At 59.6% G+C, this 12,329-nt stretch carries 13 protein-coding genes; 8 read left to right on the plus strand and 5 right to left on the minus strand.

Annotation, left to right across the window (positions count from 1 at the left end):
• Nucleotides 1-10 precede the first annotated feature (10 nt).
• Together AN476_RS00510 and tdh are read left to right on the plus strand one after the other, a co-directional pair.
• Nucleotides 11-1,198, plus strand: coding sequence for a glycine C-acetyltransferase (locus AN476_RS00510; protein WP_054458485.1), 1,188 nt, complete (start codon nucleotides 11-13; stop codon nucleotides 1,196-1,198).
• Nucleotides 1,195-2,259 carry an L-threonine 3-dehydrogenase gene (gene tdh / locus AN476_RS00515; RefSeq protein WP_054458488.1) on the plus strand — a complete coding sequence of 355 codons (1,065 nt, stop codon included), beginning with the start codon at nucleotides 1,195-1,197 and terminating at the stop codon, nucleotides 2,257-2,259. Before AN476_RS00510 ends, tdh begins: the two co-directional genes overlap by 4 nt.
• Before the next feature lie 201 nt (nucleotides 2,260-2,460).
• Here tdh and AN476_RS00520 read toward each other — a convergent pair whose 3' ends face one another.
• From AN476_RS00520 to AN476_RS00530, 3 genes are all read right to left on the minus strand, one after another.
• Nucleotides 2,461-3,198, minus strand: a complete 738-nt coding sequence (locus AN476_RS00520) for a metallophosphoesterase family protein (protein WP_054458491.1) — start codon at nucleotides 3,196-3,198, stop codon at nucleotides 2,461-2,463.
• Between the two features lie 306 nt (nucleotides 3,199-3,504).
• On the minus strand, nucleotides 3,505-5,100 hold the full coding sequence (gene serA / locus AN476_RS00525) for a phosphoglycerate dehydrogenase (protein WP_054458493.1): 1,596 nt from the start codon (nucleotides 5,098-5,100) through the stop codon (nucleotides 3,505-3,507).
• A 142-nt stretch (nucleotides 5,101-5,242) separates the two neighbouring features.
• Nucleotides 5,243-6,388, minus strand: a complete 1,146-nt coding sequence (locus AN476_RS00530; protein WP_054458495.1) for a phosphoserine transaminase — start codon at nucleotides 6,386-6,388, stop codon at nucleotides 5,243-5,245.
• Nucleotides 6,389-6,631: 243 nt separating this feature from the next.
• Between AN476_RS00530 and AN476_RS00535 the strand changes: the two genes are divergently transcribed.
• From AN476_RS00535 to AN476_RS00545, 3 genes are all read left to right on the plus strand, one after another.
• A complete protein-coding gene (locus AN476_RS00535) occupies nucleotides 6,632-7,675 on the plus strand; it encodes an AI-2E family transporter (protein WP_157063654.1) in 1,044 nt (347 codons plus the stop codon).
• 93 nt (nucleotides 7,676-7,768) lie between these two features.
• Nucleotides 7,769-8,644 (plus strand): phosphoserine phosphatase SerB, encoded by an 876-nt coding sequence (serB, locus tag AN476_RS00540; RefSeq protein WP_054458498.1) that lies wholly within the window; start codon nucleotides 7,769-7,771, stop codon nucleotides 8,642-8,644.
• Nucleotides 8,645-8,650: 6 nt separating this feature from the next.
• Nucleotides 8,651-9,409: a TSUP family transporter gene (locus tag AN476_RS00545; protein WP_054458500.1), complete on the plus strand. Its 759-nt coding sequence runs from the start codon at nucleotides 8,651-8,653 to the stop codon at nucleotides 9,407-9,409.
• 43 nt (nucleotides 9,410-9,452) lie between these two features.
• Here the strand turns inward: AN476_RS00545 and AN476_RS00550 are convergent, their stop codons facing one another.
• A complete protein-coding gene (locus AN476_RS00550) occupies nucleotides 9,453-9,782 on the minus strand; it encodes a DoxX family protein (RefSeq protein WP_054458502.1) in 330 nt (109 codons plus the stop codon).
• Between the two features lie 329 nt (nucleotides 9,783-10,111).
• Here AN476_RS00550 and AN476_RS00555 point away from each other — a divergent pair, with 329 nt between their 5' ends.
• Genes AN476_RS00555 through AN476_RS00565 form a run of 3 tightly spaced genes read left to right on the plus strand, consistent with a single transcriptional unit; the run spans nucleotide 10,112 to nucleotide 11,230 of the window.
• Complete coding sequence (locus AN476_RS00555; RefSeq protein ID WP_054458505.1) at nucleotides 10,112-10,447, plus strand: helix-turn-helix transcriptional regulator; 336 nt, start codon at nucleotides 10,112-10,114, stop codon at nucleotides 10,445-10,447.
• A complete protein-coding gene (locus AN476_RS00560) occupies nucleotides 10,444-10,884 on the plus strand; it encodes an SRPBCC domain-containing protein (RefSeq protein WP_253279807.1) in 441 nt (146 codons plus the stop codon). The genes AN476_RS00555 and AN476_RS00560 overlap by 4 nt, the downstream gene beginning before the upstream one ends.
• A gap of 31 nt (nucleotides 10,885-10,915) precedes the next feature.
• Nucleotides 10,916-11,230: a YciI family protein gene (locus AN476_RS00565; protein WP_054458508.1), complete on the plus strand. Its 315-nt coding sequence runs from the start codon at nucleotides 10,916-10,918 to the stop codon at nucleotides 11,228-11,230.
• A gap of 66 nt (nucleotides 11,231-11,296) precedes the next feature.
• Here AN476_RS00565 and AN476_RS00570 read toward each other — a convergent pair whose 3' ends face one another.
• Complete coding sequence (locus AN476_RS00570; RefSeq protein ID WP_054458510.1) at nucleotides 11,297-12,295, minus strand: asparaginase; 999 nt, start codon at nucleotides 12,293-12,295, stop codon at nucleotides 11,297-11,299.
• Nucleotides 12,296-12,329 lie beyond the last annotated feature (34 nt).

A 12,329-nucleotide genomic window follows, 5' to 3' on the forward strand; every position in this document is an offset into this window, starting at 1 on the left:
GTTTCCCGCCATGAGCACTGCATTTCTGAACGACATCTCTGAGACGCTCACCCAGATCGAGGCCGATGGGCTCTATAAGCGGGAACGAATGATCACCTCCCCACAAGGGGGCGAGATCACCGTTGGCGACCGAGAGGTCATCAACCTTTGTGCCAACAACTACCTTGGCCTGGCGGATCACCCCGATCTGATCGCAGCCGCGCGAGGCGTCATGGATGACAAGGGCTTCGGCATGGCCTCGGTCCGCTTTATCTGCGGCACCCAGGATATTCACCGAGAGCTGGAGCAGCGTCTGGCCAAGTTTTTGAACAAAGATGACGCCATCCTGTTTGCGGCCTGTTTTGACGCCAATGGTGGGCTGTTCGAGCCCCTCCTGGGGCCAGAGGACGCCATTATCTCGGACAGTCTGAATCATGCGTCCATTATCGACGGCGTGCGCCTGTGCAAGGCCAAACGCTACCGCTACCTCAACAGCGATATGAACGACCTGGAAGCCTGGCTTAAACAGGCGCGCGAGGATGGTGCGCGTCATATCATGATCGCCACCGATGGGGTGTTCTCGATGGATGGCTATCTGGCGAAACTTCCGGAGATCCGTGCTCTCGCTGACAAATACGACGCCGTGGTCATGGTGGATGATTGCCATGCCACCGGCTTTATGGGGCCAAATGGCGCAGGTACGCCGGATCATTTTGGGGTGGATGTGGATATCCTCACCGGGACTTTGGGCAAAGCACTTGGGGGGGCCATCGGCGGTTACATCGCCGGGCCGCAGCCAGTGATCGACCTGCTGCGGCAGCGGGCGCGGCCCTATTTGTTCTCCAATTCGCTGCCGCCCTCCATCGTTGCTGCCGGGCTCGAGGCCATCCGCCTTGTCGAAGAAGGCGGTGCCCTGCGCCAGCAGCTGTTTGAAAACACCAAGTTCTGGCGCGCCGGGCTGGAAGAGCTGGGCTTTGACCTGCTTCCCGGCGAACACCCCATCGTGCCGGTGATGCTGGGCGAGGCTCAGCTGGCGCAGGACATGGCCACAGCCCTGTTTGACGAAGGCGTCTATGTCTCTGGCTTTTTCTTCCCGGTGGTGCCGCGCGGCCAGGCCCGCATCCGCACCCAGATGAATGCCGCCCTGACCCGCGAGGAGCTGACCCGCGCGCTTGCGGCCTTTGGCAAAGTCGGGCGCGGGTTGGGGGTGATCTCATGAGTTCGGTTGCACCACGACCCAACACCATGAAGGCGCTGGAAAAGAGCCATGCGCGCGAAGGCCTGTGGATGGCGCAGGCGCCAGTGCCGGAAATTGGCCCGGATGAGGTGCTGATCAAGATCAATAAAACCGGCATCTGCGGTACCGATGTCCATATCTGGAACTGGGATGACTGGGCACAGAAAACCGTGCCTGTGCCACTGATCACCGGACATGAGTTCGCTGGCGAGATTGTCGAACTGGGGCGCAATGTCACCGATTTGCAGATCGGTCAGCGCTGCTCGGGCGAGGGCCATCTGATTGGGCACCACTCGCGCCAAAGCCGCGCAGGCAAGTTCCATCTGGATCCCGAAACCCGCGGTATCGGCGTCAACGAGCAGGGGGCCTTTGCGCAATATCTGGCACTGCCTGCCTTTAACGTGGTGCCACTGCCGGATGAAATCCCGGATGATATCGGCGCCATTCTCGACCCATTGGGCAATGCCGTGCATACCGCGCTGAGCTTTGATCTGGTGGGGGAGGACGTGCTGATCACCGGGGCTGGTCCCATCGGCATTATGGCCGCAGCGGTGGCGCGCCATGTTGGCGCCCGCCATGTGGCCATCACCGATGTGAACCCCGGTCGGCTGGAGCTGGCGGCACAGGTGGCAGATGTCCGCCCGGTCAATGTCGCTGAGGAGGATCTGAAGGATGTGATCCACGGGTTGGGAATGACACAGGGCTTTGACGTTGGGCTGGAAATGTCGGGCAACCAGATGGCACTGGATCAGATGGTCGAGGCTCTGGTGATGGGCGGGCGCATTGCCCTGCTGGGCATCCCACCTGGCAAATCCCCGGTCGACTGGAGCCGCATCGTTTTTAAGGCCCTGACCATCAAAGGCGTCTATGGCCGCGAGATCTTTGAGACCTGGTACAAGATGATCGCCATGCTGCAAAACGGGTTGGATGTGAGCGCGGTCATCACCCACCGGTTTGACGTTGACGACTTTGCCACGGGCTTTGCTGCCATGAAATCGGGCAATAGCGGCAAGGTGGTGCTGGATTGGAGCGCATTGCCCTAGAGCGGGCTGAGGTGTTTGAGACAGAGACTCCGCGGAGTAAAGCCATGATCGGCGACATATCTAACAGGTAGAGAAATCATACCCCACAATCACTCGTAACCGGGTCGCCGATCACCCGGTCATACTACACGGAATTCCTTTACTGAATATGTTCAAACTGCGCACAAATGGAAAATTTATGCGTTTCATCAGATATTTCGATCAGGCCGTTTCCGGCAAGAGTGGCACGCGCCCAGTATCCGCCAAGACCCAGCACTGTTTCCCCTCAAATACGGCTGTCGTCAGAGAGCGCCCAAAGCCGGCGCCGGAATCCAGGTTGATCCGATTGCCATAATGCTGCGGTGCCGGGATTTGAGTATGGCCATGCACCACCAGCCAGGGATGTTCGGTCCGATCTTTCAGAAACTCCTGGCGGATCCAGATCTTATCATCCTGGCTCTGATCCTGCAGCGTCACGCCGGGGCGAATGCCGGCATGCACAAACAGCAGTTCTCCCGCCTGATGATAGTCGGGCAGCGCGTTCAAAAAGGCACAATGCTCCTCGGGCACCGCCTGCCGTGCCTTGGCGTGCAGCTCATAGATGCGGATACCCTCGGGCACCTCAACACCATAGGATTGCAGCGTCTCCACCCCGCCGATACGGTCATGCAGCCAGTGATAGCCCACCAGCAGCCGCGCATCATTGCGCGGGTAGTCCTCCATGAACATGGAGAACATCCGGTCGTGATTGCCCAGTAGACAGGTCCAATTGCGCCCCTCATCCAAGCCTTTCGACAACAGCTCGATCACCCCGCGCGAGTCCGGGCCGCGATCGACATAATCACCGAGGAAAACCACCCGAGCCTCCGGCCCGCCATCCGCCTCGATCCGCGCCAGCGCCTGCTCGAGCATCCCAAGCTGGCCATGAATGTCTCCAATGGCATAGATCGGTTGGGTCATGAGGCATCTCCTTGGATCATTTGCGCAATTGATGACCCAAGCCGTCCTTCATCACAAGGGCATAGGCTCTGCAGGGGCAAAGGATTTGCCCCACAGAGCGGTGCTTGCCCTGATGCGACCTTCGGTTTGCCGCCACGAGCGCCGCCCCGGCAGAAGCCTCGACAGCGACCTAGGTCGTCCAACACAATGACACTTTCAATGTCTTTGCCTAGGCAGCAGAGGACTCCATCCCGCCGATAGTATTGGGTCAGAAAAAGCCGCCGGGGTTTCCCTCCGACGGCTTTTTCGTTTTCGCGTCAGCCGTGATCAGACCACGTCGAACTGCAGCGGTTTGATCTGGTTGAACAGATCGGTTTCGGCCAGCTTGGCACGAACCTCGGCCGGCACGGCGGCGTCCACATAGAGCAGGGCAATGGCTTCGCCACCAGCTTCGGCGCGACCCAGGGTGAAGTTGGCGATATTGACGCCATGCTCGCCCATGGTCTGGCCCAGCGCACCAATGATGCCGGGCACATCGTTGTTGGTGGTGTAGAGCATATGGGCACCCACCTCGGCGTCGATATTGATGCCTTTGATCTGGATAAACCGGGGCTTACCATCCGAGAACACCGTTCCACCAACCGAACGCTCGCGCTTTTCAGTCACGGCCGTCACCTTGATATAGCCATCAAAGGCGCCGGATTTGTCCTGGTTGGTGGTGGAGATCTGGATGCCACGCTCTTTGGCCACAACGGGGGCGGAGACCATATTCACATCCGGATTCACCTTTTTCATGATGCCGGCCACAACAGCGCAGTTCAGCGCGTCGAGGTTCATGTCCGCGGCCACACCATCATAGAGGATGTTGATCGCCTTGATCGGCTCATCCGTCATCTGGCCAACAAAGGCACCCAGATGATCGGCCAGCTTGATCCAGGGGCCCATGACCTTGGCCTCTTCGGCGGTGACGCTGGGCATGTTCAGCGCGTTCTCAACCGCACCGGTCAGCAGGTAGTTCGACATCTGCTCTGCCACCTGCAGGGCGACGTTTTCCTGTGCCTCGGTGGTGGCGGCGCCAAGGTGCGGTGTGCAGACCACGTTGGGCAGGTTGAACAGGGCATTTTCCTTGGCGGGTTCTTCAGAGAACACGTCAAAGGCCGCACCAGCGACATGGCCCGATTGCAGGGCTTCGGCCAGGGCTTCTTCGTCCACCAGACCGCCACGGGCACAGTTGATGATGCGCACGCCTTTCTTGGTCTTAGCCAGGTTTTCGCGGCTCAGGATATTGGCTGTGGCATCGGTAAAGGGCACATGCAGGGTGATGAAATCGGCGCGGGCCAGCAACTCGTCCAGCTCGACCTTTTCAACACCCATCTTGTCGGCCTTTTCCTGACCCAGGAAGGGATCATAGGCCACGACCTTCATCTTGAGGCCGCGGGCACGGTCGCAGACGATGCCACCGATATTGCCGGCGCCAATGACGCCCAGGGTTTTATTGGTCAGTTCGGTGCCCATGAATTTGGACTTTTCCCATTTGCCCGCATGGGTCGAGGCAGAGGCCTCGGGGATCTGACGCGCCACGGCAAACATCATCGCAATCGCATGTTCGGCGGTGGTGATCATATTGCCAAAAGGCGTGTTCATCACGATCACGCCCTTTTTCGACGCGGCCTCTTTGTCGATATTGTCGGTGCCGATACCAGCGCGGGCGATGACCTTGAGGTTCGTCGCATTGGCGAGGATCTTTTCCGTCACTTTGGTGGCGGAACGGATGGCGAGACCATCATACTGGCCAATCACTTCGGCCAGTTTGTCTTTGTCTTTGCCGAGGTCAGGCTGGAAATCTACCTCGATGCCACGATCGCGGAAGATCTGTACGGCGGCTTCGGAGAGTTTGTCGGAGATGAGTACCTTGGGAGCCATGGGTTTGGTCCTTTTATACGGGGGCCACTTGCGGCCTGTAAGTTGGTGGATCGCCCCCGGCCCGAGGGTGGGGGCAAATCGCCCCCGCCCATGGGGGCGGGTCGGGGGCGATCCGAGGCTATCGCCTCGGAAATGAAATCAATCAGCCTTGCGCGGCGATCTCGGCCTCAAAGGCCCAGGCGAGCCAGGGCAGCATGGACGCGATATCGGCGGTCTCAACCGTACCACCGCACCAGATCCGCAGACCGGCGGGCGCGTCACGATAGGCGCCAATGTCCAGCGCGATGTTTTCCGCTTCCAGACGTTTGGCCACAGCCTTGGCAAAGGCAGCGCCATCCTGAATGCGGTCATCAGTGAACTTCAGGCAGACAGAGGTGTTCGAACGTGTCGCATCATCCTCGGCCAGATTGGCGATCCAAGGGTTGGCGTCGCAGAAATCAAACACCGCTTGCGCATTGGCGTCAGCACGGGCGATGAGACCTTTCAGGCCGCCAACGGAACGGGCCCAGTCCAGCGCAAACAGATAGTCCTCAACCGCCAGCATCGAAGGCGTGTTGATGGTGGCACCGGTAAAGATCCCCTCAATGAGCTTGCCGCCTTTGGTCAGGCGAAAGATCTTGGGCAGGGGCCAAGCCGGAGTGTAGCTTTCCAGACGCTCCACCGCACGGGGGCTGAGGACTAGGATACCGTGGGCCGCTTCACCGCCCAAAACCTTCTGCCAGGAGAAGGTGGTCACATCCAGCTTGTCCCAAGGCAGATCCATCGCAAAGGCTGCAGAGGTGGCATCGCAGATGGTCAGGCCCTCGCGGTCGTCGGCGATCCAATCCGCATTGGGAACGCGCACGCCAGCGGTGGTGCCGTTCCAGGTAAAGACAACATCGTTGTTGCAATCGACAGAGGCCAGATCAACGAGCTGTCCGTAATCTGCGGTTTTCACCTCGGCGTCGATTTTCAGCTGTTTCACCACATCGGTGACCCAACCGGCACCAAAGCTTTCCCAGGCCAGCATCTCGACCTTGCGCTGGCCCAGCAGCGACCAGAGCGCCATTTCAACGGCGCCGGTATCCGAGGCAGGCACGATGCCAATACGATAATCAGCGGGGATGCCCAGGATTTCGCGGGTGCCTTCAATCGCGGCCTTCAGCTTGTCCTTACCGATGGCGGCACGGTGCGAGCGGCCCAGAGCGGCGTCGGCGAGTTTGGTGACATCAAAAGTGGGGGGTTTGGCACAGGGGCCAGAAGAAAAACGCGGATTGGCCGGCCGCGTAGCCGGTTGCTGAGTAGCCATCAATGCTATCCTTACAGATATCTGCCCTTCGTTGGGGAAGGGTGTCCCGCCGCTAGAGCTAGGGGGCCATGCTCTGGTGCGCAAGCGTCAAAATCGCCAGTCCGCGCCGCTTTGGCCAAATTTTGCGACACATGCTGACGCCTAAAGGAAACTTTCCTGACAAAGAATGAAGCGCGCCGCCGCCATTGCCCGCATGGGTCAGCTGTGGTTTCTGGTGTGGCAAATCTTGATTCGGAGCGGGTGATGACAGGTAGATTGGCACTGGTGACCTACTCGCTGGCCTTGATGCTAATGCTGGGCTGGCTCTTGGTGGCGGGGCAGTCGATCCTGCTGCCGGTGCTGGTCGGGGTGATTTCCGTCTATATTTTGACCACCGCCGCCGAAGCCCTGGTGCCGGTGCCCCTGATCGGGCGTCTGCCCCGCATCTGGCGCCGCATCCTGGCCTTGGTGCTGATGTCGCTTGGCTTTGCCATTCTGGCAGGGTTCATCACCAATAGTGCTGCATCCCTGTCGGCAGCGCTGCCGCATTACGCCGAGAACTTTGATATTCTACAGGAGCGGTTCCTGACCGCATTGGGCATCAAGGAAACCCCAAACTGGGGCGACCTGGGCGCGCAGCTGGTCGAAATGCTCGATGCCACCACCCTAATGCCCATCGCGCTGAGCACCATCAGCAACGGCGGCTCAATCCTGTTGACCGCGACGCTCTATGCTGTGTTTTTGCTGGCCGAGCTGGACCGGCTGCCGGCAAAAACCCTGAGCGCAGTGAAGGATCCCGCTCAGGCCGAACGCACTCTGGCGCTGGCCCATCAGATCAATGACAAAATTGGCAGCTATCTGGCGGCCAAGACCCTGGTCAATGTGATCCTCGCCCTGGTGTCTTATGCTCTCTTGTTAGCCCTGGGTATCAACCACCCCGCCTTTTGGGCCATCATCATTGGACTATTGAACTACATCCCCTATATCGGCTCGATCATTGCGGTCGTCTTTCCGGTGACCATGAGCCTGATCCAGTTCACCTCCTTTGCCCATGCTGGAATGGCCCTGGTGTTGTTGATGATCCCGCAACTGGCCGTTGGCTACTATATCGAGCCGAAATTCCTCGGTCGCTCGGTCAATCTCAGCCCCTTTACCGTGCTGTTGGCTTTGGCGGTCTGGACAGCGCTTTGGGGCATGACTGGCGCCATCCTGGCGGTGCCACTGACGGCCATGGTGATGATCATCCTGGCCGAGATCCCCACCACCCGCTGGATCGCGGTGATGATGTCGGAAACCGGCGACCTCTAGTCGCATCAGGGCCACAGACCTTGGGACGGGGCTGGCTCCCGCCCCCACATCCGGCTATGAGAGCGCGACCCACGCGCCAGATGGAACTGCCACATGTATATTGTCACCCTGCTTTGCGACCCCGCCAAACCCTGCCTAGACCCTGCCTTGGTCGACTCGCTGCGCAATGCCTGGGGTGGCGGCGAAGCCAGCTGGCTTGCCCCTGATATTGCGGCAGAATTCCCGCTCGAGCGGGAGCCCGACAATCTGTGGGAGGTCTGGAAAGATCTGCAGAGCATGGGCGTTGACCTGGTGCTGCAGGAGGCCGCCAACCGGCGCAAGAAGATGCTGCTGGCGGATATGGACAGCACCATGATCCAGCAGGAATGCATTGACGAGTTGGCCGAAGAGGCAGGTGTTGGCCCCCGAGTCAAAGAAATCACTGCCCGCGCCATGAACGGCGAGCTGGATTTTGACGGTGCCCTGACCGAACGCGTCGCGCTGCTGAAAGATCTGCCCGAAACGGTGATCACTCAGGTGCTGGACACACGCATTACCCTGATGCCTGGCGGGCCTCAGCTCCTGGCAACGATGAAGGCCGATGGCGCCTATACCGCGCTGGTCTCCGGCGGTTTTACCGCCTTCACCGCACGTATCGCAGCAGAGCTGGGCTTTGACGAAAACCGGGCCAATACATTGCTGGTGGCAGATGGCAAGCTTACCGGCAAGCCGGGCCTGCCGATCCTGGGCCGCGAGGCCAAGGTGGCGGCGCTGGAGCAGATCACCGCGCGGCTGGGCATCAGTGAGGCAGAGGTGATCGCTGTGGGCGATGGTGCCAATGATCTCGGGATGCTGCTGCGCGCCGGATCCGGCGTGGCACTGCATGCCAAGCCATCTGTGGCGGCACAATGCGAGATCCGTATCAATCACGGCGATCTGACAGCGCTGTTGTATATCCAAGGCTATAGCCGCGACCAGTTCAAAGGATAATCCCAGATGCTAGAAGTGGGAATTGAGACCCTGCTGCTTTTGATGGCGGCGGGCTTTGTTGCTGGGTTCATCGATGCTGTTGCCGGTGGTGGTGGCTTGATCACGGTGCCAGTGCTTTTGCTGGCCGGTGCCAATCCGGTAACCGCACTGGCAACTAACAAGATCCAGGGTCTGTTTGGCGCCGCCACAGCGGCCCGCGCCTATGCCAAGGGTGGCCATGTCAACCTGCGCGAGCAGGCAGGATCGGCGCTCATTGCCTTTGTCGCCTCTATCATTGGTGCCCTGCTGATCACCATCCTGCCGACGGGATGGATCCGGTTGATCCTACCTGTTCTTCTCATCGCCATTGCTCTGTTCTTTGCCTTCAAGAAAGGTCTCGGCGATCAGGATCGCGCCCGCCGGCTGAGCCCAGCGCTCTTTGCCATGACCATGGTGCCGCTCTGCGGTGCCTACGACGGGTTACTAGGGCCAGGGGCTGGCAGTTTCTACATGCTCGCCTTTGTCTCGCTTGCAGGCTACGGCATTCTCAAAGCCACCGCCCATACCAAACTGCTCAATCTGGCCTCCAATGCCGGCGCGCTTTGCGCCTTTGCCCTGGTGGCGACGCCCTGGTGGATCACCGGGCTTTGCATGGGGGTAGCGCAGATTGCCGGCGCACAGGCTGGCGCCACCCTGGCCCAGACCAAAGGCGCCGGGTTGATCAAACCCCTGTTGGTGCTGACCTCCCTGTCGCTGGCCTTCAAGCTGATCTGGGACATGCTGTAAGGGATCCGGTTGATCCGGACCCCTTGCCAAGGATAGCGGACTGTCAGCTTGGCAATGCAACCTGCCACAGAACAAGGGCAAGCAAAGCAAAAACCACTGCTGGGCCAATGGACTGCAGGGTTTCGCGATGGTGCAGCAGGGTCAGATGTGCAGCTGCCATAACCCCCATACCCAGGATCGCGCCCCAGCCGATGCCCGCTGGGAACAAAAGCAGCAACGCCACCGCCAATTCCAGCAGTGCGGTCACATAGCGAAACCAGCTTGGATAGCCCCAGCGGGCGTATCCCTCGCGGATCGTTTGCGGGCCATAGCCATTGGTGAAGGTGCCAATCAGGAAGAAAATGCTCAGAAACCAGATCAGGGCTTGGGTCATGTCGTGTACTCATCTTTCGAATTGTTCGAGGATGCGTACAAGGAGCCCGTCAGAGGACCACAAGCGCGCCCCTCGAAAAGTTAAGGGCACGCCGCGGTCCAGCAGAACCAACCTGATGATTGGCGCAGGAATCACCACCCTGCTACTCTGTTTTCGGCTGATTGCGACCTAGGTTTTCACAGAGGCTTCGTCAAGAGAGAATGCACGATCGGATGAGCGATGTCATAAAAAAATGTTCTATTTCAAATTGATAGCCCCTCACTTTAAAAAGTTTCCACCGCTATTATTTAACCCTTTCATTAATTAACTTTTTGGTTAATATAAGTTTCATGACACCGCTGCTGAAAACCTTTTCCGCCCTTGCCGATGAAACCCGCATGGGAATTGTCGAACAGCTGATGCAACAGGGCGAACTGCCCGCTGGTGCGCTGGTGCGTGATGCCAGCATCACGGCACCAGCGATTTCCCGCCATCTCAAGGTGCTGCGCCAGGCCGGGCTGATTGCCCAGCGCGCCGAAGGCACCAAACGGCTTTATTCGGCACGCCCTGAAAGCCTGCGGCTGATCGCGGATTGGACCCAATCCCGTCGGGCCTTTTGGGACAGCAGCTTGGACCGGCTGGAAGCCGCGCTACGTGAAGATATGGACCCGGAGGATTTTGAATGAGTGATGTATTGAGCGATCTGCAATTGGACCGCAGTTTTCCGGTTAGCCCCGAGCGGCTCTTTGCCTGGGTGACCCAGGCAGACAAGCTGATGCAATGGTGGGGGCCCGAGGGGCTTGATGTCTATGATCACGCCTTGGACCTCACCCGCCCCGGCCCCTATTTTGCCCGGATGCGTGGCTCTGAAGGCAATGAATACCATGTGTCGGGTCAGGTCACCCATGTCACCCCGCCACGCTCGGTTGGCTTTACCTGGGGCTGGCATGACGACACCGGCGCACGCGGGGCCGAAAGCCATGTCACCTTTACCATCACCGCAGCGGGCAGCGGCGCACGTCTGGTAATTGATCACCGCGATCTGCCCAACTCCGAGCAGGCGGAAAGCCATGCCAAAGGCTGGACCTCCACCCTCAACAAGCTCGCCTCAAAGATCCACTAGCACTGCAAACTCAACCAAAAGGGAGACGATCATGCCACAGTTCATTTTTGCCTATCACGGCGGCAAAACCCCCGAAAACGCCGAGGAAGGCGCAGCAGTCATGGAGGCCTGGAAGAACTGGATGGGCTCTATGGGCGCCGCCCTGGTGGTGCCAGGTAATCCCGTGGGCCTGTCTAAAACCGTGAGCCAAGGCGGCATTGCCGAGGATGGTGGCGCCAATCCTCTGTCGGGCTATTCCGTAGTGGAAGCCCGGGATCAGGCCGCTGCCTGCGACATGGCCCGGGGTTGCCCGATGGTGGTCAGCGGCCATGGCTCTGTCGAAGTGGCAGAATTGGTCGAGATGTAGTCCATCCCCGCCTGATCGCAGAGAACCCTGCCCGGCCAAACGGCGGGCAGGGCGGATCAGATGAGATCAGAACAGCATCTCGGCACTGGGACGGACCGCGCCGCAGTCGATGCCGCGGCGGTTCAGCAGCGGCGCATTCATGTATTTGCGGGTCTCCGGGTGATCTGCCTCCAGCACGCCCAGCCCCACCAGAATGGACGCAATCGCGCATTCGCTGGCCCGGGTGGCCCCATCCACGATTTTCACGGCAACACCCAGTTTCTTCTCGGGGATGATGGCGACAAACACCGCTTCGGCCCCAGTTTTGATCGCCACTTTACCGCCCATGGCACGCATCAGATTGGTACAGGCGCGGGTTTCACCGGCCACCAGGTCCGGATGGCTGGCCATGGCAGAGGTCAATGCCGCCGCCGCCTCGGAACTGCGATCCGAGCGCTCATGCGCCGAGGCAAACCAGCCCATCGCCCGCGCCAGCCCACGTACCGTGGTGGCAAAATTCGGCGCCGAACAGCCGTCAATACCATAGGTGGGGCTCGCCATGCCTGTCACCTCTTCAAAGGCGGTCAGGCAGGCCTGCTGCACCGGATGGTCGATCTCCACATATTCCGAGCCCGCGCCAAGATGCTGGTTCAGGGTCAAAAAGCCCGCATGTTTGCCCGAGCAATTGTTGTGGACCTGACAGGGGCTGTTGTCGGTCTTGATCAATTCATCGCGCGCCGGCAGATCCGCAGGCTCCTGTGAGCCACAGCGAAAATCACTATCCGACAACCCCAGCTGCGCCAGCCAGCTGTTGACCCGATCAGTATGGATATGGGCACCATTGTGCGAGGCACAGGCCAGAGCCAACTGTTCAGAGGTCAGACCGTATTTGGCCGCCGCGCCGGATGTGATCAGCGGCAGCGCCTGGATCATTTTGGCAGAGCTGCGCGGATAGATCACCGCCTCCGGATCCCCCCAGCTGCGCACAATCTGGCCAGCTTCGTCGCAAATTACAGCATGCCCCAGATGCAGGCTCTCCAACAGAGAGCCGCGCCAGATTTCAGCCATAGGAACTGGATTTACCATCGTTTAAGCCTCTTTTCTTGGCGATTTCCTGCCA

It is taken from the genome of Phaeobacter sp. 11ANDIMAR09, assembly GCF_001294455.1.
In the GTDB taxonomy this organism is placed as follows: Bacteria; Pseudomonadota; Alphaproteobacteria; order Rhodobacterales; family Rhodobacteraceae; genus Pseudophaeobacter.